The organism is Nitritalea sp., assembly GCF_054166705.1.
The window spans coordinates 110554-134277 of record NZ_JBSZCV010000006.1 but is presented as its reverse complement, the minus strand read 5'-3'; the positions used below and the strand labels follow the sequence as shown (position 1 = coordinate 134277).

The following is a 23724-nucleotide window of genomic DNA, read 5'->3' as shown; positions in this document are numbered from 1 at the left end:
GATCCCTTACACGCATGGTAAAGACATTAGCATTAAAACTCACCCCTGAGGTCGCCTTCGATGCTGCGGCCCTGAAACAAGCTGCCTTTCGAGCAGCGAACTACCCACCCCAAGCTGAGCTGGAGGTGCGTGTTGAAAAACGCTCCATAGACGCACGCTCCCGCCGACAGGTATGGGTGCATGTAGAGGTTTCCTTTCATTCTGCCCAAGCACCTCTTCCTCCGCGGATCCAGCCGCCGCAGTATGGCGATGTAAGCACTCGGCCATCTGTCGTAATCGTAGGAGCCGGCCCGGCAGGGCTCTTTGCGGCCCTCCGCGTCATCGAATTAGGCTTTAAACCAGTAGTCCTCGAAAGGGGAAAGGATGTGCGCGCGCGCCGTAGGGATCTGGCGGCCATCAATAAGGCACATACCGTAGATCCAGATTCCAACTACTGCTTCGGGGAAGGAGGAGCAGGCACCTATTCGGATGGGAAGTTATATACCCGCTCCAAAAAACGTGGAGATATCCGCCGTATTTTAGAGATCTTCGTAGCCCATGGCGCTACGGAAGAAATTTTGGTTGACGCACATCCGCATATCGGAACCAACAAGCTACCTAAAATCGTGGCTGCCCTGCGTCAGAGCATCTTGGAGGCAGGAGGAGAGGTGCACTTTGAGACCAAAGTCAGCTCTTTCCTACTGGAAGGGGATGAAATGAAGGGTGTTCTCACCGAAAAAGGAGAGGAATTTAGAGGTTTAGGTGTCATTTTAGCCACCGGTCACTCTGCACGAGATATTTTTGAACAGCTGCACCGCCAAGGGATAAAAATTGAGGCGAAGCCTTTTGCGCTCGGTGTGCGTGTGGAGCATGCTCAGCAGTTTATCGATCAGATGCAATACCACTGCCCCGTGGAACGAGGGCCTTACCTGCCTGCTTCTAGTTACAGCCTGGTCGCCCAGACCCAGTGGAAAGGCAAGCAGCGTGGTGTCTTCTCGTTTTGTATGTGTCCGGGTGGCTTTATCGTTCCTGCTGCCACTTCTCCAGGTGAACTGGTGGTCAATGGGATGAGCCCTAGCCGACGCGACAGCAAGTATGCCAATTCAGGCATCGTGGTGGCGGTGGAACTGGAGGACCTCGAGGATTATGCCCAACATGGACCGCTCGCTGCCATGCGTTTTCAGCAGGATGTGGAGAGAGCCATTTGGCAGGCAGGAGGGGAGAGCCAGGTGGCGCCCGCGCAGCGTCTCCTCGACTTCGTGTCGCATACCGTTTCTGAGGAGCTACTTCCCACCTCCTACCAGCCCGGATTAAAGTCAGTGGACATGCACCAGGTACTTCCTCCCTTTATCGCCCAAAGGCTGAAGCAGGGATTTCAGCTCTTCAACCAAAAAATGCAGGGCTACCTCACGAACGAAGCTCAGATGATCGGCGTGGAAAGCAGGACCTCGTCTCCTGTGCGTATCCCACGTGATCGTGAGAGCTTCGAACATGTCGAAATCAAGCGACTGTACCCTAGTGCGGAGGGTGCCGGCTATGCAGGAGGGATCATGTCCGCGGCCATGGATGGGGAGCGCTGCGCCGAAAAACTTCTAGCGAAATACGCCGCTAAATACATGACCACTGCTGCCCGATGAGCTTCGCCATCGTCGATATCGAAACGACAGGTAGCCATGCCCACGCAGGTGCTATCACCGAAATCGCCATCCTCATTCACGATGGACACCAGGTGCTGGAAACTTTTCAGACACTGGTGAACCCTGAGCGCCCCATACCCCATTTTATTACGGGCCTCACCGGTATCGATAACCAGATGGTCGCCGATGCTCCCACCATGCAGGAACTGGCGCCTAAATTATACGCACTCTTGGCCCCCCACACCTTTGTGGCCCATAATGTAAATTTTGACTACACTTTTATTAAGGTTGCGCTCGAACGTGCCGGTATTCACTGGCAGGCGCGGCGACTCTGCACGGTGCGGCTCGCGCGCAAAGCCTTTCCCAACCTCCGTTCGTATAGCCTAGGACGTCTTTGTGAGCAGCTCCAGATCCCCATCTCCGCCCGACACCGGGCCTTCGGAGATGCAGAGGCCACCGCTATACTCTTCAGCCGTATCTTTGCGCAAGCCCCTGAACTGATCCTGCCTGCCGGGAAAAAAAAGAAACAGTATGCCTTTCTACCCCCTAACTTCAGCCCAGAGCGCTTCGAAGCTCTGCCGGAGGCCACGGGCATCTATTACTTTTTAAATGCCAAAGGCGATATTCTGTATATCGGAAAGGCACTCAACATCAAAAAACGATTTCAACAGCATTTTACCAGCGCCCAAAAGGACCCAGGCAAACTGGCCTTAGCAGCGGATCTGCACGATGTCGCCGTTGAGCTAACAGGGTCTGAGCTGCTCGCCTATCTCCTCGAACTTCAGGGAATTAAAAAGCATTGGCCCCCTTTTAATGCCGCCTTAAAACGCCCCCTTCAGCAGTGGGGCCTCTACCGCTATCAGGATCACCTTGGCTACAGCCGTTTTTCTGTGGCCAAGGCCAAAAAAGGTTTTGAAGCGCTGCTGTTATTGGATAGCCATGCGGAAGCCTGGAGCTTTTGGAAAAAGGCCGTCCAGGACTTTGGGCTCTGCCCCAAATTATCCGGAATACAAAAGACACCCGGAGCCTGCTACGACCGCCAGGCGGGCACCTGCGCGGGAGCCTGTGAGGGCTTAGAGTCTGTGGACGTGTATGAGGAGAAGGTCATGGCACTGCTAGCGCGTATCGAAAGTCTTAAAGGGCGTGTTTTCCTTCAGCTTCCCGGCAGAAAGGCACGTGAGCAAGCCTTTATTCGTTTGGAAAACGGTTGTTTTACCGGCTATGCCTTTTTAAATCCCGAGGAGGTGCAGATTCAGGAGCCTGAAGAACTTAGCGACTACCTGCAAGCCGTTCCCCCATACCCCGAAAGCAGTTATATCATGCGAAGCTTTTTGCCTAAACTGCCTCCAAAAGCCTTTTTTCACGTTGCGCTAGGATAAAAAAAACCGCACAGCAAGCGCCGCACGGTTTTAAAAGCACAAACTGGTTTTAACGTATTTTTTTTAGCGCTCTGCAGGCGCCAAGGTGTAATCGCTGAAATTTCCCATCAGCCGCTCGCCTGGCTCACCTGTAGTCACTGACTCCACGAGATACTTTCCTCCCACGAAGCATCCCTTCCAAGATTCGCCGATTCCTCCGAAAGACTCTTCTCGATCTCCCCGTGACCGTGACTTATTGATGCCGATTTTATAGCCCCGTAGCTGACCCGCTATGCGTCGAGCCTCCTCCTCATGATCGCAAGCGATGGAGGCAACCAAACTACCGTTTGAGATATTCATCTCACTGATCAACTCCTCTTCGGAATCTACTAAAATGATACTATCTAGCGGTCCAAATGGCTCATGATGATAGAGCAAGGCATTTTTGGGTACGTTTAACAGCGCTGTGGGTGGGTAATACGCACTGATATCTTGATTCGGAAGAAATTGTGCAGGGTCTATTTTCCCCCTATAGAGGCATACGGCACCCTTAGCGATCGCATCATGGTACATGGCGTCCACCTCTTCTACTTTCTTACTGTTGATCAGCGGGCCGAAATCCACTTTCGGTGCCTCTGTATCTCCTTCCTTCACGAGCAAGGGATGTCCATAGGTTATGGACTTCAACATGTCCAAGTACATCTCTAAAAACTCAGGAAATAGGGTGCGCTGCACGACAAAACGCACATACGCAGTACAACGCTGCTTGCCATACTTAAAGCCAGCCTTAAGCTGCTTAGCGAGATGCTCCCAATTCGAGTAATTCCAAACGCCATAAGCATTAACACCCTCCATCTCCAACATATAGCGTTTATTCTTATCCACCAAGCTGGCGACGATGTTACGTCCATTACTTTTTCCTCCTACATAGGCGAGACAGTCTACATGCTCATTTTTTACGAGTGCCTCACTCAGGGCTCCCCCAGAACCACTCACTAAAGTGAGGGGTAACCCATGCCTTTTCGCGATAGCGAAACACACTGTTAACGAAAAGAGACCTCCGTCTGAAGGGGTTTTTGCTACCGCGGCGTTGCCGCAAAGTACCTGTACCAAACAGGCATGCACCAGTACTGAGATAGGATAATTCCAGGAAGAGATATTGGATACCACACCGATCGGCCTTCGGCTTCCCAACATGTCTTCGATCGTATCGAGATACCACTGAACACCGCTGATGCAGCGTTCCACACTGTCCACACACTGATCGAAAGGCTTGCCGATTTCCCACACCAAAAGAAACGCGATCAGTGACTTGTGTTTTTCCATCTCATCGATGGTCGCCTGCACAGCTGTTTTGCGGACAGATAGCTCACTGTCCGCCCAGCGTTTCGCCTCTTCACTCGCATACGCGACGGCTCGCTTACAGGTTTCTAAGTCGATATTCGGGTAGTGGCCTAAAAAAGAACCATCGATACTCGAGTAGAAAGGTCTTTTATTGCCTTCCACTTGCCAAGTCCCTGCTAGAAAGTTCAGCGGGTCTAAGGAACAACCAAATGCCTCCGGTGCGATCTCCTTAGCCTGCTTGAGCAGCCCATTCCATTCAGCCTTTTCTAAAATTTTCATTCCTGTTGGCATACTCATCCAAGTTTAATAAAATATGGGTCTTAACAGAGTAGCTAGCTATAAGTTTAAAAAAAAACGTAAAAAAAATTAAAATTTATAACGCTATAAACTAAGTAGAGTTTATAAAACGAACTGGCTTTCAACTATTATTTCACTACGCTTAATTTAGTTTATTTTTTTGTCGAATCACTAGGCGAAGAGGAAGGCAGGGCGGCTTATCGGGGAGGGGAGAGAGGAAAAGTGCTTCGGGCTCGGGACGGCGTCTTCTGCACGCCTTTTTACATAAAAAAATCAGAAGCCGATGCGCTTTTTAGCATCCACTTCTGATCGGTAAGTATTTCTTGAGATGAGACCTCTTAGGCCCCTTTGCGCGCGAGCGCGGCCTTCGCTTTCGCTACGATGGCAGCAGCGTTTAGGCCGTACTTTTCCATTAGCTGCGCGGGGGTACCGGACTCGCCAAAGCTATCCATGACCGCCACAAACTCCTGGGGACAAGGGAAATTTTGGGCCAGCGTGCGGGCCACGCTTTCGCCTAAGCCACCGAGTATATTATGTTCTTCGGCCGTCACCACACACTTGGTTTTGGCTACTGAGTCGAGTATCATCGTTTCATCCAAGGGCTTGATCGTGTGGATATTAATCACCTCAGCACGGATGCCATCCTGACGTAGAAGGGCCTCGGCTACTACCGCTTCCCACACCAAGTGTCCGGTGGCAATGAGGGTTACGTCAGCACCTTCGATCATTTTCCAGCCCTTTCCGATTTCGAATATTTGATCTTTCGGGGTAAAGATAGGCCAGCTCGGGCGACCGAAACGGAGGTAGACAGGCCCTTCGTAGGCTGCAGCCGCGATGGTGGCCGCCTTGGTTTGATTGTAGTCGCAGGGGTTGATGACACACATGTGCGGAAGCATCTTCATCAGGCCGATATCTTCCAGGATTTGATGCGTAGCACCGTCTTCACCGAGGGTGAGGCCGGCATGCGAGGCTGCGATTTTTACATTTTTACCTGAATAGGCGATGGACTGTCGGATCTGATCGTACACACGACCGGTGGAGAAATTCGCGAAAGTCCCTGTGAAAGGGATCTTGCCCCCGATCGTCATGCCTGCGGCGAGGCCCATCATGTTGGCCTCCGCGATGCCTACCTGAAAAAAGCGTTCAGGAAAAGCTTTTTGGAAAGCGCCCATCTTTAGAGAGCCGATCAAGTCAGCGCAGAGTCCTACTACGTTTGGATTTTGCTCTCCTGCTTCTAGCAAGCCATCACCGAAGCCTGAGCGTGTGTCCTTTTTTTCTGTGTAGGTATATTTTAAATCTAATGTTTGTTCCATGAGTGCATTATGCTAGTAAAAGGGATAAATAAAGGTTAGTAGTCACCTAGGGTTTCTTCTAACTGGCTGAGCGCATCGGCTAACTGCTCATCGCTTGGCGCGATGCCGTGCCACTTGTGCGTGCCTACCATAAAATCTACCCCATAGCCCATCTCGGTGTGGAGTAAATGGAGCACAGGCTTCCCTTTGCCCGTCAGGGCTTTCGCCTCCTGAAGACCGGCTAGAACGGCTTCCATATCGTTTCCCTTCTGGGTCTCGATAACCTCCCAGCCGAAGGCTTCCCATTTGGCACGCAGGTTTTTCAAGTCCATCACCGCAGTGGTAGGACCGTCGATCTGCTGACCGTTATAATCCACTGTCGCGATGAGATTATCCACCCCATAATGTGCGGCATACATGGCAGCTTCCCAGATTTGACCTTCCTGAAGCTCTCCATCTCCCATGAGGACGTACACATGGTGCGGGTCTTGGTTTAATTTCTTCGCCTGTGCCACGCCTAAAGCGACCGAAAGTCCCTGACCTAAGGAACCCGATGCGATGCGGATGCCCGGAAGTCCCTCTTCGGTGGCGGGATGCCCCTGCAATCTGCTATTCAGCTTGCGGAAAGTAGCTAACTCCTCGGTGTTAAAGTACCCGCTTCGTGCCAGCACGCTGTACCAGACAGGGGAAATGTGCCCATTTGATAAAAAGAACATGTCTTCACCGGCTCCAGACATGGAAAAGGCCGGGTCATGCTTCATTTCATGGAAATATAAGGCCGTGAAAAACTCTGTACATCCTAAGGAAGCACCGGGATGGCCCGACTGCACCGCATGCACCATGCGGAGGATGTCTCTTCGTACTTGTGAACTGATCTTTTTTAATTGATCGAGGGATTGTTGTTCCATGAATGTGGAATTATTTGAGAATTTGCTGAGTGTGTTCTTTCGTTTTTACTTTCGAGATAATCTCTTCGATGATGCCATCTGCGTCAATGAGAAAGGTCGTTCGCGCGGTGCCCATGTAGGTGCGACCATACATCTGCTTCTCCACCCAGGTGCCATAGGCTTCATGCACCTGCTTGTCCTCATCGGCGATCAGGCGGAAGGGCAAAGCTTGCTTTTCGATAAATTTCTTGTGGGACTTTTCGGAGTCAGAGCTTACGCCAAAAACCTCGTAACCTGCTGCCTGAAGAGCTTCGTAATTGTCGCGCAAGTTACAGGCCTGTGCTGTGCAGCCCGGGGTATTGTCCTTTGGATAAAAGTAAAGGACCACCTTTTTTCCTTTGAAATCGCTTAGGCGAATCGTGTTTCCGTCTTGATCTTTGGCCGTGAAATCCGGCGCTACTTGTCCTACTTCTAGAGGCATACGTTGGTTTGTTTTAGGTTAAGGAATCATTCCATTCCAGACCTGCTCATTCCCAGCACGGTCTGTCACTGTCAGTTGAACCGCTCCCTGCAGCACTTGTTTATCGGACGGATCGGTCCAGATCAGTGCCTGCTTGTGTTCGTACCGCATCCGCACCCAGCGTCCATCGACCTTCAGCGTGTAGCGAGCTATGCCGGAGTCGGCATCCCGAATGCGAAAGCGCAGCCCCTGCCGGTCTACACGGATTGGCTCGATGCTTGGGGCCAACAGATCGCGGTCGCGTACAAAAGTACCAAAATTTCTGCTCTTAAACCGAATGAATTGCCCTTCGATCTCTCCGCCCACATAACTTTTTTGCCCATTCGGTCGCCGCTCATAAACCTGAAAGGGAGGGGCATCCACTGTGGACTCTTGCTGCCAGCGCCATTCGAGTGCCTCGTTCAAGACCTGGTGAGGGATGGGCTCCAGCCGAAGGGACTTTGCTTCCCGAATCACCCGCAGGTAAAGCGGACTGAGCAGGCTATTTTCTGCCACATGCAGCTGAAAGCCGTCTCCGAACACCTCGGTACACGTGCCTGGCAGGATCTCGGGTAAAAAACCTGTGGCGATGGCTTCCTCATCCGCGCAGGTTTGGTAGGCATCAGGCACCCCCAGGGCCAGCGGCCAGTGGTAGAGCACTTCCTGCCCGCGCGTTCCGGTGGCGGCTAACTCATAACGCATCCCATTTGCCAGGACTGTGGCATGGGAGCGGGCATGGCGCAGCGGTGCTGCAAAGGTAAACCAGTCACCTTCTGGATCTGCCTGCGTGGCAGGAAGTGGCGCCATCACTCCCTGCTCCCCGCGAACCTCTAAACGCAGGACGGACTGATTCTGATGCCCATCCCAAGCTTGTGCCAGCAGGGACGTCTCCAGCCCAGGGGGGAGGTGGATGACCCCATTTTGGCCCTCAGGGCCGTAATAGGGCAGGCGGTTCGCTGGGTTAAGGCGAAACAATTTCGTATAGCGCTGCAGGTGGGTATGTAAATAATACTGCCGCCCATAGCTGTAATCCACGTGCTGCACGTGTGTATGGAAGCAAAGCCCCAGATCGGGTGCTTCCAGCTGATACTGTGGCACCCCGAAAATGTGATGCACGTCGTTCATTTTGTCCTGAGCGAATATTTCTATGCCTACCGGACCCCGTAGTACAATGGGCTCCGAAGACATGGGGGCATAGCCCTCCGCCGTGATGCGGAGAGGTAATCGCAGTCGCTGATGCCGCCCATTTACGCGGCTGTCCAAGCTAAGGGGAACCAGCGTCACGGCCAGTAGGGAAGGTGGGATGGCATCCCGCACATGGCCCGGGTAAAAGCGCAGCGGATCCAAGGGGCGCTCCAGGCTGTCACGAATTTCAAAATGCAGGTGTGGCCCTGCCGAACTGCCCGTGTTGCCGCCATAGCCTAAGAGGTCTCCCTTTTGGATAGGCCAGCTCCCCGCTTCAGGAAAAAACTCCAAATCATTTTCTTCTTTGGCATAGTGCTCTGGGATAAAAAGGGCTTTTACCTGCGGGCTGAAATCGTCTAAGTGGGCATAAACAGAGCTGTTTCCGTCTTCATGCCGCAAATAAATGACCAGCCCATACCCAAAAGAGGAGGTTTTAATACGCTCGATATAGCCATCGCTGATCGCCAAGATCGGCGCTCCTGAGCGGCCACCTATTTTTACGTCGATGCCCGCATGGAAGTGGGTGGGCCGGAGCTCGGCAAAGTTGCCCGATAGTAAAAAAGGGGGGCTGCCGGCTACGGGGAAGGCATAGTCGGGAAGCGGGGTGTCGGCGGGCTTTTGGCCGGAGGCCAAAAACGTAAGCGTAAGCAGTACAAATACCAGCAAGGTGCCGTTCAGCGGGAATTTCCTCCTCATTTGATGCTCACTTCAAGCAGGGCTTGGTCCTCGATAAAGCCTGTTAAGGTATCTCCAACAGCTATTTTAGAGACCCCGGCAGGAGTACCCGTAAAGATAAGGTCCCCTTTCTTTAGCGTGAAAAATTGGCTGACGTAGGCGATGATAGCATCGAAGGAGAAGAGCATCATGCCCGTATTTCCGCGCTGCACCTCTACTCCATTCTTTTGGAGGCTGAAGTTGATGTTTGACAGCTCCTTAAAGTGGCTTTTCGGGAGGAAGCCTCCGATGGGGGCGCTGCCATTAAAGGCTTTGGCGATTTCCCAGGGGAGGCCTTTTTCTTTGCAGCGCTGCTGCAAATCCCGCGCCGTGAAGTCGATGCCAAGGCCGATTTCTTCGTAGTAGCGGTGGGCAAACTGCTCCTGGATGTATTTGCCTTCTTTTTGGATTTTTAAGACTAGCTCTACCTCATGGTGGATATTTTCAGAGAAGTCCGGATGATAAAAAGGGGCGCCATTTTTTAAAAGGGCCGTGTCGGGCTTTAAAAAAACAACGGGCGCGTCAGGGCGCTCATTCGCTAGCTCTGCGATATGGTCGGCATAGTTTCGGCCGATAGCGATAATCTTCATGGTTCCTTACGTTTCCCCAAAATAAAGGAATTATGGCCGCTTCCTAAAGAAAAATCCGCTTATCCTCTTGTCTCAGGGCTGGTGATGGACAGATTTAAGCAGAATGCCATGGTTTTTAAACTTTCTACGGGGTAATTTTGTACTCTTATAGAGTGAATATAGTGCGATGCAAAAAAGATTTGAAGAGAGTATAGCCCATTTTAAGGTAGGGGAATTCGAGCAGGCGTTGGAAGCCATCAACGATTGTCTGGCGGCGGATGCTGGAAATACCGAGTTTAAAGCGTTTCGGACACGGGTTTATACGCGTTTAGGCCAACTGGAGGCGGCGCTGGAGGATTTTGATTACCTGTTGAGCTTTGAGCCTTATAACCCAAGCTATATCAGTGATCGAGCCGTGGTGCTGCATTTGATGCGGCGGAACCAAGAAGCTGCAGAGGGCTTCGATCAAGCGATCAATTTAGAGCCTGGAAATCCTTATCGCTTTGCTTCGCGGGCTTATTTTCGCGATCGCATCGGCATGCTAAAGGAGGCGATCGAGGATTATGAAAAGGCCATCGAGCTGGATCCGGAAGATGCTGTGGCCTATAACAACAAAGGCCTGGTAGAAGAAAAATTGGGGTATATCGAGCGCAGCAAGCGCTCCTTTAAGCGGGCAGACGAGCTAATCGGTTACGACCCGAATCGAACACAAACGAAAGCAAACGAAAGCGAAAACGATCCAAAAGGAAAGCAAACGAAAGCAAACGAAAGTGAAATCGATCAAAATGGAAAGCAAACGAAAGCGGGTGAGGGAGAGAAGGTATCGATTAGGCAGCCTGTTCAACCCAGTTTCGAAGCTGAAAAAAAGGCGGTGGATCTCAGTCATTTCATGGGGGTCTTGAAGGCTTTGTTTACCGATTCAGCGACACGAAAGGAGTTTTGGCAGTTTCTTAAAGGGGGCTTAAAAAAATAAAAGAGGAAGTGACACGCTTCCTCTTTTATTAGTTATAGCCTCATCAACGCGGCTCCGGACAAAGGGAAATTTTTACCCCGCTTTCCTTATCAAAGCATTTTCACCGCCCAAAGCGGCTTGTTGATAAAGTAGGACATTTTCTTACTTAGGTTTTGTGCGAAGAGTTGGTCGAACCAAGATTTTTTCTTGGTCAGCGTCACCAGAATATCTCCTTTTGCTACCTTCAGATAATTTTCTAAGCCCAATCCAGGCTCATCGCGATACGTTTTTAGCACAAAACTAGATTTCGGGTAGCGCACGAAGGGTTTTAGCTCTTGTACCATCGTTTGGTGTAGCGCCCGATCGATGGCTTTAGACTTGCTCGACACATGCACGATATCGACCTCCGCATCGAAGAAAGAGGCGAAGTGTGTCACTTTTTGAATGGCGATTTTATCCTCTTCGAGGTAATTAGTAGCGTACACCACCTTGCGTGGGGGCTTAAAATAGCCTTTTTTGGGCACAAGCACCACATCTTGCGCCGCGCGCATCACCACCTTGGCGGCATTCCCTCCGATAAAGTTTGGTTTAAATTCATTCAATCCTTCGGCGCCGAGCACGAGCATGGAGGCCTGAATCTGATCTGCATAGTTCATGATCTGGGCTGAAATTTTTCCACTGCTCACCTGTGTGGTACAGCCTTTTAGCCCTTGGGGCCCGGTCTCTGCCAGAATGGTTTCTTTAAAGCGCTGAAGTTTTCCCTCCGCGAAGGCCCGCTGCTGTTCACTGATGGCTTCGAGCTCTTGCTCTTTTGTTTCTAGGACATGGAGAATGTGCAGCTCCGCCTGATAGTAGCTAGCAAGCCGCGTGGCATATTCTAATGCATTTAATGCACATTCGGAAAAATCTATGGGACAAAGTAAGGTATTAGGTGCTGGCATAGTTTCGAGTTAGTACCCTTTCTCGCGAGAGACAAGGTGTAGGAGTGGTTCATTTTTTTGAATTCTGCGGTAGTTTTCTACTAGCTGGGGCACCGCGGCATCTGGATTTGTGACAGAAGAAATATGGGGAGTTATCGTCACGTCGGGATGGGACCAGAAGGGGTGGCCTTCCGGCAATGGTTCCTGTCGGAAGACATCCAGCAGGGCGCCGGATAGTTGGCCGGCAGCAAGGGCGGGAAGCAAGTCCTCCTCCACCAGATGCTTGCCCCTGCCTACATTGATGAGGTACGTTCCGGGCGTGCATGCTGCGAAGAGGGCTGCATTTAAAATACCCGCCGTTTTCGGTGTCAGAGGCAGTAGGCAGACCAGTACATTTACTGCCTGCAGAAATTCGGGCAGCTTCTCGGCTGCAAAGTATGGAAAATCGGTGTTTTCACGCGGACTGTTGCCGTAGCCACATACGGGTAGCTGCAGGGCCTGACATTTACGAATGACATCCATGCCGAGCGCACCCACTCCCATCACGCCCACACGAACTTCCTGCGTCGGGGCTTCCATGTCCCAGCGCTGTTGGCCCTGTAGCTGCGCAAAGTGTCCGGCGCGGCGATGGTGCTGCAAAATGCCCCAGAGGACATAGGAGCTCATGTATTGACTAAGTCCCTCATCGACGATGCGCATGACAGGGATGCCCTCTGGCAGATTCGGATCTTGAAGTAAATGATCTACGCCTGCGCCCATGGAGGCGATCAGTTGGAGGGCGGGTAGCTGCTCCCAGCAGGAGGAAGGATGCTGCCACAGCACGGCCATCTTCGCCTTTGCGATCTCCTGGGGACTGTCCTGTTCCGTCAGGAGCGGGATTTCAGGAGCCTCTCGGCGGAAGGCCTTTTTCCATGGGGCTAGGTCTTTTCCTGGGGCTAATAAAAAGATACTCATAGGTTTTCAAGCATAGCTGGCGTGTTGCGTACTCGCAGGATTTCATTAGAAGCTTTTAAATATAGTCAAAAATGAATAAAAGAAGTAAAAACACCTTTATCTAATTCAAAAAAACCTTGTAAGTGGCTTATTCAAATGTTAGATAGGAATTTAAAAGAAGCCATCCTGCCTGTTGACAGAAGCCTCTGGGGGAAAAAAGGAGATGCATTAGGTTTCAGACTGGTTCTTTTGCGCCTGCCGCCTATGTGCCTTTAGTCGCAGAAGGATTAGCAAAAAGGAAATATATTCGGCCTTTTCTTGTGAAACTTGATAATAAAAATAAAAAACAGTTATTTTAGCCGTAATTTCGCAGCAACCTATTGAAACTAATCACTTACATGTCAACGAGTAAAAAATTCATCATTGATTTCGACAGTACCTTTACGCAGGTGGAAGCCTTAGATGTTTTAGGTGAAATCAGTTTAGAGAAAGACCCAAAAAAAGCAGCTAAACTCCAGGCGATAAAGGAAATTACCGACAGGGGGATGGAAGGGACCTTAAATCTAAGAGAATCCTTAGAGCAGCGGCTGCAGATTCTGCAAGCGGACAAGGCGCAGATTCAAGAGCTCATCGCGGCGCTGAAGCAAAAAGTGTCGGTCTCTTTTTCGCGTAACCGGGAGTTTTTAGAGGAGAATGCCGAGGATATCATCATCATTTCGAATGGCTTTAAGGATTTTATCGTCCCTATCGTGGAACAGTATGGCATCTTGCCAGACCATGTCTTCGCGAATGAGTTCGTTTACGACAAGCAGGGCAGGATTGTGGATTTTAATAGAGAGAATGTACTTTCCAATAATGGTGGTAAGTCAGCCACTATTGCGAAATTAAATTTAGAAGGTGATATTTATGTGATCGGGGATGGGTATACCGATTACGAAATCAAAGAGGCAGGCTTAGCTAATAAATTTTATGCCTTCACTGAAAATGTAGACCGCCCGAAAGTGAGTAGTAAGGCCGACCATATCGCGCCTAGCTTGGATGAAATCCTGTACATCAATAAAATGAATAAAAAATTTTCCTATCCGAAAAGCCGAATTCAGGTTCTGCTCTTGGAAAATGTCCATCCTGTGGCGCAGGAACTGATGCGCCAAGAAGGCTATCAGGTGGAAACGATCAGCTCTGCCCTTAGTGAGGAGGAGCTGGCCGAAAAAATTAAAGGCGTCAGTATCCTGGGTATACGTTCGAAGACGCAGGTGACGGCGAAGGTTTTGGCGCAAGCCAATCGCCTGATCGCCATCGGGGCCTTCTGCATCGGAACCAATCAGATCGATCTGGAAACCTGTACCGAAAAGGGGATAGCGGTATTTAATGCCCCCTTTAGCAATACCCGCTCTGTGGTGGAGATGGCTATCGCGGAAATCATCTTCCTGGCGCGAAACTTTCATGATAAATCTCTGGCCATGCATCAGGGTAAGTGGGACAAGTCAGCCACTGGAAGTTTTGAGATCAGAGGAAAGAAATTAGGTATCATCGGCTATGGAAATATCGGCGCACAGCTTTCCGTTTTGGCCGAAAATATGGGAATGGACGTTTACTACTACGATGTCATCGAGAAGCTTGCCTTAGGTAACGCGACCAAGTTGAGCAGCTTAGACGAGCTCCTGAGCACCTGCGACTTTGTGAGCTTGCATGTGGATGGGCGTGGAGATAATGAAAACCTGATCGATGCGGCGGCTATCGCTAAAATGAAGGAGGGTGCCTACCTGGTGAACCTCAGTCGGGGGCATGTGGTGGAAATTGCCGCTTTGAAAGCCGCCCTAGAAAGCGGTAAGCTGGCGGGTGCCGCGGTGGATGTTTTTCCTGAGGAGCCGAAAAACAATAGTGAGCCCTTTATTTCGGAGCTTATCGGCGTACGAAACACGATCCTGACCCCTCATATCGGAGGATCTACATTAGAGGCGCAGGAAAATATCGCTGATTTTGTGCCGAATAAAATTATGGAGTACATCAATACGGGGAATACCTATAACTCGGTCAACTTCCCGAATATTCAGCTGCCTTTCCTGAAAAATGCGCATCGCCTCATTCATATTCACCAGAATGAGCCGGGAGTTTTAGCGCAGATTAACCGTACTCTGGCCGACTACGACATTAACATTGTCGGTCAATACCTGAAGACGAACGAGAAAATCGGTTACGTCATCACGGATATCGATAAGGCCTACTCGCCGGATGTAATCGACGCGCTGAAGAAAATTCCGGGAACGATTCGTTTCCGCATGCTTTACTAGTAGGGCTTCCTGCAGGAAAAAGGGTCGCGGGCTGCCGAGGGTGGTTTGGGGCCTTTTTTTTTTGCGCGAAGCGCAAAGTGTCCTCAGGAACGGTAGGAAGAAGAGGGGCTGCTGGGAGCTGAAAAAAAGAGCGGTTTAAAACCGCTTGTGGGTGCTAGAAAATTGTATCTTTGAGCTGGAAATAGACGATTAGATGCCGAGTAAACCAGAAGCTGTTTTAAAGGATTTGAAGGCGGGTAAATATGCTCCCGTCTACTTTTTGCATGGAGAAGAAGCCTTTTTCATCGATCAGATCAGTGATTTTATCGAGAAGCACGCGATCGCCGAACATGAAAAGGGCTTTAATCAGATGGTTATGTACGGAAAGGATACCACCATGCCTGCTATTTTAGGGAATGCAAAACGTTTTCCGATGATGGCTGAGCGGCAAGTGGTCATCGTGAAGGAGGCGCAACAAATTCCTTTTTTTGGCAAGGAAGAAAATGAAGCGATGCTGATGCATTACGTCCAAAATCCACTTCCAAGCACGATTTTAGTGTTTGCACACAAGTACAAAAAGCTAGACGGCAAAAAGAAGCTCACTAAGGCGCTGGACAAGCATGCGGTGCTGGTGACAAGTGAAAAGGTGCCTGACTATAAGATGGCAGACTGGATCGAGGGCTATATCGCCTCACTGGGCCATCGGATACAGCCTGTAAATGCGAAACTGCTGGCCGACAGCATTGGGAATAACATCGAGGTGCTGCACAATGAGGTGAGCAAGCTGCTGCTGAATTTTACTGGGTCCATCGAAATTACGGCGGAGCACATTCAGCAGTACATCGGCATCAATAAGGAGTACAATAATTTTGAGCTGACGAAGGCCATTTCGGTGGGGGATGTGGTAAAGGCGAATAAAATCGTACATTATTTCAGTCAAAACATGCGAAATCATCCGCTGATTCCTATTTTGGCTTTAATTTTTACTCAGTTTCAGAAGATCGCTCAAACGCATGCGGCACGTGGGGCTTCGGATCAAGACCTGGCCCGGCAGCTGGGGATGAATCCCTATTTTGTAAAGGAGTATAAAATCGCTGCGAATCGCTATAAAATGGGCAAGGTTATTGATATCATGCAATACTTAAAAGAAGCTGATCTACGTTCTAAGGGCGTCGGCAGCGGCGAGATGGATGAGCCTGCCATCTTAAAAGAGCTCATTTTTAAAATAATGCACTAAAAACCCAACCCATTCCATTAGAAAAGCATGAGGCAAGTCCTTTTTTTTATTGGCGCACTACTCTTGTTTCAGGGTGCTCGCGCCCAGTCGGGTGTACTCCAGAGAAGCTCCGAGGCCAGACTGGATGAAATTTCCCAGTTGTTCCATCTGCATCAGTTTAGCGCAGCGCGTTTCTCCTATGAGCGTTTTCTGAAGGATACCTTGTATGCAGATCAGCTGCTAGAAGCACAGTTTAAGCGTGCGATCGCTGCCCTAGAGGCAGAAGACGAAGATGCGGAGGGCTTATTTCAGGCTTTGGTTCGGACCTATCGTTCCCATCCACGTTCGAGTGAGGCGGCTTTTTATCTGGGTAATTTCCGTTTTGATAAGCGCGATTATGCGGGAGCTTTACGTGCCTACGCGTCCGTTCGGGCAGCGGACGTGTGGCCAGAGCAGCGAGATGAAACCACCTTCAAGCAGGGCTATGCTCACATGCAGCTCAAGCAAGACCGGCAGGCTTTGCATTATTTCAACTATTTAAAGGAGCGCCAGGGCAATTATCGGCCGGATGCTTACTATTATGCGGGTTATCTAGAGTTAAAGGCTGGCAACACCGATGCCGCTGTGCAAAATTTGCGGGAAGCAGACCGCTACCCTTTTTATCAAAGCAAGGTACCATACTTACTGGCAGCCCTTTATTACGAGCAAAAGGCCTATGAAGAGCTTATCGCCTATGCCGAAGAGGTGCTACAGAAAAGAGGGAATGTAGAGCGGAAGGAGCGGATTCATGTTTATGTGTCGGAGGCTTATTTCGAGAAGCGTAACTTCGAGCGTGCGGCTTTTCATTTCGATGCCTTCGTGAACGCGCGTAGAGGAGATCTAAGCATCGGACAGGTGTACAAGGCGGGAATTGCGCAGTTTGAAATCAAGAATTATCAGCGTGCTACGGACTATTTTAAAGTGAGTGCGGTGGGTGATGATGCGATCGCGCAAGTGTCCAGCTACTACCTGGGGCATGCCTATGTTAAGTTGAACAACCCCAACTTTGCGCTAAACGCTTTCGAAACCGCAGCGCGGTTGGATGCGCGCCCCGATATCAAGGAGGAAGCGTATTTTAACTTTGCGAAGCTAAGTTTAGAGCGGGGTAATTTCCAGCAGGCCGTAAATGCCATCGATACCTACATCGAAAATTATCCGAATGGCAAGTACAAACGGCAGGCGGAAGAGCTTTTGGCGGATGCATTGATCAATACGAGTAACTATCTGCGGGCCATCGAGATGATCGAAAAGATGGGACGGCAGGGGAGCTCGAACCGCATCCAAAGTGCTTATCAGCGCATTACCTATTATCAGGGTATCGTTTATTTTCGGGATGCAAACTATCGACAGGCACAGGTATTTTTCGATAAATCTCTCAGCAAGCCCCTCGATGCAGATTTGGTAAAAGAAGCTACTTTCTGGAAAGGGGAGGCCCTAGCAGCTGCGGGGGATGAGGCGGGAGCCATCCGGGTATTTGAGCGGCTCATCTCTGGTCATCGCAATGAGGTAAGTCCAGCGATTATGCAGGCGCATTACGCCCTGGCTTATGCCTATTTTAATACCCAGCAGTATGAGAAAGCCGAGCGGGAGTTTGAAACCTATATCAACAAACAAAGCCGATCACAAAGAACGGAGCGTTATGAGGATGCGCTACTTCGCCTGGCTGATACGTATTATGTGCAGAAAAAATTCACGAATGCTTCGCTTCTCTTTCAGCGTGCCCTGGACGAGCGCGTTGCTGACCAAGATTATGCGCATTTCCGTTTAGGTGTTATTCAGAACTTTCAGGGGAATAATCGTGCAGCGGTACAGTCTTTTTCTACAGTGGTTCGGCAATTTCCGAATAGTCGCTACGTAGAGGATGCACTCTTTCAGCGTTCTCAGGTTCACATGGAGGAGTTACAGTATCGGGAGGCGATAGAGGGTTTCGGGCAGCTGATCACGACGCGGCCAAATTCACCTTTTCAGCCTTTTGCCCTGGAAGGGCGTGCTATCGCTAACTTTTCGCTGCAGCAGTATGAGCAGTCGGTGAAGGATTATAAGTCGCTGCTGGATAATTTTCCCAATGCCAGCAATATCGATCAGGCGCTGGTGGGTCTTCAGGAGTCACTGGTGCTTTTAGGGCGGGCAGGTGAGTTTTCCAACTACATGAGTGCCTATCGTCGGGCAAATCCAGACAACCAAAGTGTGCAGCAGCTGGAATTCGAGTCAGCGAAGAGCTTGTTTTTATCAGGTAAGTTTCGCGATGCAGTGGCAGCTTTTGGAACATACATGCGGAATTATCCGCAAGCAGCTAATCAGCTAGAGGCTAAACTCTTTTTAGCCGAGTCTCATTTTAGGTTGGAAAACACGACAGAAGCGGCGAGGCTGTACCAGGAGATCGTGCAGGTGAGGACCTCTCCGCAGCGGGTACGTGCGGTTCAGCGTTTAGCGGGTATTGAGTTGGCCAACAAGCAGTATCGGCGTGCGGTGCCTTTCTTCCGGGAGTGGCGTGGAACGGCGCGAACGAAGATGGATGAGTACGAGTCTAATCGTGGGCTGATGCAAGCTTATGCGGCGCTCAGCAATCCGGACTCTGTCGTATTTTTCGCAGAGGAAATTTTGCGCCTTGGCTCAATTACTCCGGAGTCGCAGCCAGAGGCCCTGCTGATGAAGGGGAAGGCACAGCTGGCGCAAAACAGAACCGCGCAGGCTTCAGGGACCCTCACAGAACTTTATAAGGCCCATAAGACCATTCAAGGGGCTGAGGCGCTGTACATGGTGGCGGAAATGAAGCGCAAGGAGCGGGCTTTTGCTGCATCGAATGAGTTGATATTCGATGAGTCGGCTGCATTTTCGGCCTATGATTACTGGTATGGGATGTATTTTATTCTTCTGGCAGACAACTATCAGGAGCTCGGCGAGACCTTCCAGGCGAAGAGTACGCTCAATTCAGTGATCGAGGGTTCTGCGAATGCGGAGATTCGTACGAAAGCCAGGGAGCGTTTAAAGGAACTTGATAAAAAGTAACAGCACAATACATGAAGGTATTTCCATTTTTATTTTCTACTGTGGCAGGCTTGCTTTTTATCGGCAGTCTGCAGCAGGTTCGGGCGCAGCAGGGACAGCGTGGAGAAGTTCAGGATCAGGAGTTTGTGATTCGAAAAGACCGTGTGCTCACGCTGCCGAAGCAAAACAGACCCTTTGCACCGGTTCCGGTGCTGCCGACCCCAAAAAGTGAGTCTCAGTTTACCTATACGGTTACCCCTTTTTATTTAGCCACCCAGCCGGAGGCCATCGAGGTGGAGCCGGCGGTGCGAAATTTTCCCCGCAAGCAGCAAGAGCTTTATCCGGGTTTTGTACGTGCGGGTTTCGGGAATTTTATTTCCCCACTGCTGGAGGCGCGCTATAACCTCTGGGAGGAGCAGGACTTCGCCTTAGGCGGCTACCTGAAGCATCAAGGATTCTATCGAGGCCCGGTGGATGGGGCGAACTCAGCAGAGCACCTGACTGAAATGGGAGCGGATGCGCGCTGGTTTACGGACTACTTTACCTTTCATGGGAATTTGCGCTATAGGCGGGATGAGTTCCGCTTTTATGGTTTCGATCCGGAAAATGAAGTGCTGCAACTGTTGAACTTCACTCCAGATGTAAATGTGCTTCAGGAAGTGGGGCTGAGCGGTAAAATTCAACCTATCGATCAAGATGCGCCCCTGCAGTATGTGGCCTCCTTCGATGTACGCAATCTTACAGATGGTTTTCGGGCGAGCGAGGCGGCGGCCAGCTTTACCACAAACGTTCACTATCGTTTCGAAAATGGCTTCGAGGTGGGTTTTAACTCTTTTTTGGAGACCACTTCTCCAGAGGATGTTCCCTATCAAGGCATTAGTCGTAATTTTTACCGAATTAATCCACAGGTGCGCTACCGCGCCAATGGCTTAGATGTGGTCGCGGGGGCCAATATGGTGATCGAAAATGATGTAACAGAAAACAAACCTTCTGATTTTCACATTTTTCCGCAGCTTCGTGCCTCCTATGCGGTAGTGGATGCCCTTGGGGTTTTTGCCGGTTTTGAGGGGGACATGTTGCGCAATACGTATTTGAGTTTTGTGCGTGAGAATCCTTTTTTGGGTCCTTCTGAACAGCTTTTGAATACGCGTCAGCAGTTTCGTGCGAGTGCCGGGGTTCAGGGCCAGATCGATGGCACCTTTCGCTATAAGGCGGGCTTAGCTTTAGCTAATCTCCAAAATTTTCACTTATTTGGCAATCAGGCTTCAGACTCAACACGTTTTGAGCTCTTGTATGATACCGATACACGGGTGCTGGAGTATTTTGGAGAGGTAAGCTTCGAATTCGAAGACTGGTATAAAGTGAGTGGTAGCGCGAAATACTTTCATTATACGCTGACGGATTTTGTGGCCGCTTTCGGTCGTCCAGATGTGGAAATACGTATTCAAAACGAATTTAAGCCAGCTGATAAATGGCTGATTCAGGCCAATGTCCTCTATTTGGGCGGTATCACAGGGTTTAATGCACAGGCGCCGCTGCTCAACTTTGATGCGCCTGTGATCGGGATAGCACCGGAAGTTTTGCCGGCGGTAATCGATGTGCAGCTGCATGCCGACTATCGTATTTCACCGCGGGTTTCGGCTTTTGTGACAGGAAACAATTTACTCAACCGCTCGAATGCACGGTTCTTAAATTATCCGGCGCGGGGCATTCAAGGAATAGCGGGGGTGACGATTCAATTTTAACCCAGTGATAACATGCAAGAAGAGCAGGAAAAGCGAGAAAAGGATTTTGGTTTTCCTTTTGTAGAGACGGTAAATTTGTACCAGCTTAATCAAAAGCGGGAGCATGAACGGATAAAAAGAAAAAAAGAAGCGCAATCTTCCACTGAGTCAATGGAGTCACCAGCGGTGGCTGCTAGTTCGCCGCCAAAGGAAAAACCGAGGAAGCGGGTGAGCGCTTCGCGCAAGGAAGCAAAAAGAGGCCCAAGCCGAGTAGCGATCACGGCGGTCTTCCTGCTGATTTTCCTAATGTTCGGTTTGTGGTATATGTTGGAGTTTGGCCTTCCCATGCCGGAAAAAGTTGCGGTAGCTGTAGAGGAAAAGTTGAGCCAAGAAATGCCAAGCCAAACGGAGGTAGCAGGTACCGACCTAGAAGCGGGCCCATCACTTTCTGGGGCCAGTGAGTCGGGCGAAGGGTTAGATGCTCAACAGACGGGTGAGGAGGCAGAAGCACCTGAAATCGAGTTGAGTGCAACAGGAAGGGTCACTTCTGCGGAAGTGTCTGAAGCCAAGGCGAGTGCACCAGAAAGGGTCACTTCTGCGGAAGTGATGCGCTTAGATGGCAGTAACCGCAAGGGAAATTATTACCTCATCGTTGCGAGTTTTCCCTCGGAGGCTGTGAGTTTAACAGAAGCAAAAAAATACTTGAACCAAACCAATAACGTTTATTTATTAGCTCCTTTGGATGCCAAAAGTAATTTTAGAATAGCGGTAGCGTCCTATGACACGGTAGAAGAGGGTCAACGGGCATTGCCGGAGGCCAGAAAAACATTTGGACAAGGAGCTTGGATTTTGAAATACTAATATGTTACTACTGCAAACACTTTCTACAACTGATCCGGCACTGGCAGTGGACAGTTTAGCGCTTATGGAAGGCGGACAAACCGAAATCGGTTTACTTGAGCTACTGATTAAAGGGGGCTATTTTATGGTGCCACTGTATGTGCTCTTTGTTTTGGCCATATTTATTTTCATCGAGCGGCTTTTGGTCATCAAGAAGGCTGCCAAGACGCCAGTAACTTTAATGGATAATGTAAAGGTGCTCGTGCAATCGGGGCAGGTAGAAAAGGCGCAAATGCTCTGCCAAGGGGAAAATAGTCCCGTGACGAATATGATTGCGAAAGGGCTAAGCCGCATCGGTTCTCCACTGAAAAATATCGAAGTCGCCATCGAAAATGTGGGCAAACTTGAGCTTTATAAGTTAGAGAAGAACTTAAATATCTTAGCGACTGTTTCTGGAGCAGCTCCAATGATCGGGTTCTTAGGGACTGTAGCGGGCATGATCCGCGCCTTTATCGGAGTGGCACAGGAAGAGGGGATGGTTTCTCCTAAGTTGCTGTCAACAGGTATTTACGAGGCCATGATCACGACAGCCAGTGGGCTGGTGGTAGGTATTATTGCCTACTTGGGCTACAACTACCTAGTTAGTCAGGTGTCAAAGTTGGTTCATAAAATGGAATACACCACGATAGAGTTTATCGACCTTTTACAGGAGAAATAATGGCACTACAATCAAAACATAAGGTAGAAACTGCATTCAGCATGTCATCGATGACGGATATCATTTTCTTGTTGCTCATCTTTTTCATGCTAACCAGCTCTTTTATTACACCATCTGGTCTTCCGGTGAACTTACCCTCGAGTGAGACAGCAGAAATAGTGATGCAGGAAGTGACCGTTTCTGTATCGAAAGATCTGCGTTTTTCTGTAAATGATAAGGTGATGCCCCGGGAGGAAGTAAAAGAGGCCCTAACCAGTATTTTGGCAGGCAAGAAAGGACAGGTGGTCCTGCATATCGATAAAGATGTTCCTGTGGAATATTTAGTGGAAATTGGAGGGATTGCAGCGACCTTGGAGGCCAATGTAACGATAGCGACAAAACCGTTTAAATAAGCAAATGAACATAGATTTCACCATAGAGCAAGGGCAAGATGTGCAGCGTAAACGAGCCGCCTGGTGGACCGTGGGTATTAATGTGGCACTACTCCTCTTGCTCTACTTTGTGGTCGTTTGGCGCTCGCCAGACCCTCCTATGTCGCGCTATGGGATGGAGCTACAACTGGGTTTTTCAGATGTAGGCAGTGGGAATCAACCCAGTCCTAGTCCTAGTCGACAGCAAAATACGAGGCCCGAGGCAGCCGCTCCAGGAGAGGTAGCCCCGCAGGTGGTGGAAGCTCCTCAGCCTAAAGTCGCTCCTCAGGCACAAGAGGCGCGCGCGAATCCGACTCCCGTACAGCCCAGCGTGCAAGCTGTACAGCCGAAACCGAGTCCGGTAAAAGGGACGGAAAAACCGGCAGAGCAGGTCAAGCCGACGGAAAGAAAAACTACTGCTGCGCCTACTGCTGACCCGAAAAAAGGCGAAGCGGAGGAAACTGCCGTAGTCGCTAAGGAAGCGTCCAAAGTGGATCAGCGCGCTATTTTTGGAGGTGGTGGACAGTCCGGTTCTGCTAATCGTGCCTCGACGGCCAGCGGTGCCGGTACAGACAATCAAGCTGGGTCTGCAGGAAGAGCCGAAGGGGCTGTGGATGGTCGTGCGCTTATGGGCTCGGGAACGGGCCAAGGGAATCCAGGGCCTGCGTCGGGGTATAATCTGGATTTAGCTGGCTGGGATTTCGCTTCCAAGCCAGATATTTCCGATCGTGTCAGCACCCGAAATGGTCGTATCGTCTTCAGCATCACCGTGGATGATGCGGGGAAGGTGGTGCAAGCCATTCCCTTGGAGTATAATGTGTCGAATGAGGTGCTGGCCTATTACCGGACGGTAGTGAATAAGGTTTCTTTCCGTCGTCAGGCGGGAGCTGCCTCTGCCGATTTTTCTACGGGAAAAATTACCTTCATTATTAAAGTGGATTAAGTGTCCAAGG

At 50.2% G+C, this 23724-nt stretch carries 19 protein-coding genes; 11 read left to right on the top strand and 8 right to left on the bottom strand.

Translation table 11 applies throughout. The annotated features are described in order from the left end of the window. Nucleotides 1-14 precede the first annotated feature (14 nt). Both ACXIT9_RS02765 and ACXIT9_RS02760 read left to right on the top strand, forming a co-directional pair. Nucleotides 15-1616 carry an NAD(P)/FAD-dependent oxidoreductase gene (locus tag ACXIT9_RS02765; protein WP_458054719.1) on the top strand — a complete coding sequence of 534 codons (1602 nt, stop codon included), beginning with the start codon at nt 15-17 and terminating at the stop codon, nt 1614-1616. Further along, the gene (locus ACXIT9_RS02760; protein WP_458054718.1) at nt 1613-2995 is read left to right on the top strand and encodes an exonuclease domain-containing protein; all 1383 of its coding nucleotides are present in this window, start codon (nt 1613-1615) and stop codon (nt 2993-2995) included. Before ACXIT9_RS02765 ends, ACXIT9_RS02760 begins: the two co-directional genes overlap by 4 nt. A 63-nt stretch (nt 2996-3058) precedes the next feature. Here ACXIT9_RS02760 and ACXIT9_RS02755 read toward each other — a convergent pair whose 3' ends face one another. From ACXIT9_RS02755 to ACXIT9_RS02730, 6 genes are all read right to left on the bottom strand, one after another. Then, nucleotides 3059-4609, bottom strand: a complete 1551-nt coding sequence (locus ACXIT9_RS02755) for an aldehyde dehydrogenase family protein (protein ID WP_458054717.1) — start codon at nt 4607-4609, stop codon at nt 3059-3061. Between the two features lie 344 nt (nt 4610-4953). Then, nucleotides 4954-5928, bottom strand: coding sequence for a transketolase family protein (locus tag ACXIT9_RS02750; protein ID WP_458054716.1), 975 nt, complete (start codon nt 5926-5928; stop codon nt 4954-4956). Nucleotides 5929-5963: 35 nt separating this feature from the next. After that, nucleotides 5964-6815, bottom strand: coding sequence for a transketolase (locus tag ACXIT9_RS02745; protein ID WP_458054715.1), 852 nt, complete (start codon nt 6813-6815; stop codon nt 5964-5966). 10 nt (nt 6816-6825) lie between these two features. Beyond that, a complete protein-coding gene (bcp, locus tag ACXIT9_RS02740) occupies nt 6826-7275 on the bottom strand; it encodes a thioredoxin-dependent thiol peroxidase (protein ID WP_458054714.1) in 450 nt (149 codons plus the stop codon). Nucleotides 7276-7293: 18 nt separating this feature from the next. Continuing rightward, entirely contained in the window at nt 7294-9174 is a 1881-nt protein-coding gene (locus tag ACXIT9_RS02735) for a M23 family metallopeptidase (protein WP_458054713.1), read from the bottom strand. Next, nucleotides 9171-9782: a fumarylacetoacetate hydrolase family protein gene (locus tag ACXIT9_RS02730; RefSeq protein WP_458054712.1), complete on the bottom strand. Its 612-nt coding sequence runs from the start codon at nt 9780-9782 to the stop codon at nt 9171-9173. The genes ACXIT9_RS02735 and ACXIT9_RS02730 overlap by 4 nt, the downstream gene beginning before the upstream one ends. A 166-nt stretch (nt 9783-9948) precedes the next feature. On the opposite strand from ACXIT9_RS02730, the gene ACXIT9_RS02725 reads away from it, so the two are divergent. Next, on the top strand, nt 9949-10734 hold the full coding sequence (locus tag ACXIT9_RS02725) for a tetratricopeptide repeat protein (RefSeq protein WP_458054711.1): 786 nt from the start codon (nt 9949-9951) through the stop codon (nt 10732-10734). Between the two features lie 89 nt (nt 10735-10823). Here ACXIT9_RS02725 and ACXIT9_RS02720 read toward each other — a convergent pair whose 3' ends face one another. Next, a complete protein-coding gene (locus ACXIT9_RS02720) occupies nt 10824-11654 on the bottom strand; it encodes a universal stress protein (protein WP_458054710.1) in 831 nt (276 codons plus the stop codon). A gap of 9 nt (nt 11655-11663) precedes the next feature. After that, nucleotides 11664-12587, bottom strand: a complete 924-nt coding sequence (locus tag ACXIT9_RS02715) for a 2-hydroxyacid dehydrogenase (RefSeq protein WP_458054709.1) — start codon at nt 12585-12587, stop codon at nt 11664-11666. 377 nt (nt 12588-12964) lie between these two features. On the opposite strand from ACXIT9_RS02715, the gene serA reads away from it, so the two are divergent. From serA to ACXIT9_RS02675, 8 genes are all read left to right on the top strand, one after another. Then, entirely contained in the window at nt 12965-14857 is a 1893-nt protein-coding gene (serA, locus tag ACXIT9_RS02710; RefSeq protein ID WP_458054708.1) for a phosphoglycerate dehydrogenase, read from the top strand. Nucleotides 14858-15050: 193 nt separating this feature from the next. Further along, nucleotides 15051-16073, top strand: a complete 1023-nt coding sequence (gene holA, locus ACXIT9_RS02705; RefSeq protein WP_458054707.1) for a DNA polymerase III subunit delta — start codon at nt 15051-15053, stop codon at nt 16071-16073. Between the two features lie 27 nt (nt 16074-16100). Beyond that, nucleotides 16101-19100, top strand: a complete 3000-nt coding sequence (locus ACXIT9_RS02700) for a tetratricopeptide repeat protein (RefSeq protein ID WP_458054706.1) — start codon at nt 16101-16103, stop codon at nt 19098-19100. Nucleotides 19101-19111: 11 nt separating this feature from the next. After that, nucleotides 19112-20824: a TonB-dependent receptor gene (locus ACXIT9_RS02695; protein WP_458054705.1), complete on the top strand. Its 1713-nt coding sequence runs from the start codon at nt 19112-19114 to the stop codon at nt 20822-20824. A 12-nt stretch (nt 20825-20836) separates the two neighbouring features. Continuing rightward, nucleotides 20837-21664, top strand: a complete 828-nt coding sequence (locus ACXIT9_RS02690) for an SPOR domain-containing protein (protein WP_458054704.1) — start codon at nt 20837-20839, stop codon at nt 21662-21664. 1 nt (nt 21665) lies between these two features. Further along, entirely contained in the window at nt 21666-22361 is a 696-nt protein-coding gene (locus ACXIT9_RS02685) for a MotA/TolQ/ExbB proton channel family protein (RefSeq protein WP_458054703.1), read from the top strand. Then, nucleotides 22361-22753 (top strand): ExbD/TolR family protein, encoded by a 393-nt coding sequence (locus ACXIT9_RS02680; protein ID WP_458054702.1) that lies wholly within the window; start codon nt 22361-22363, stop codon nt 22751-22753. The genes ACXIT9_RS02685 and ACXIT9_RS02680 overlap by 1 nt, the downstream gene beginning before the upstream one ends. Before the next feature lie 4 nt (nt 22754-22757). After that, on the top strand, nt 22758-23714 hold the full coding sequence (locus ACXIT9_RS02675) for an energy transducer TonB (RefSeq protein ID WP_458054701.1): 957 nt from the start codon (nt 22758-22760) through the stop codon (nt 23712-23714). The last annotated feature ends 10 nt before the right edge of the window (nt 23715-23724 follow it).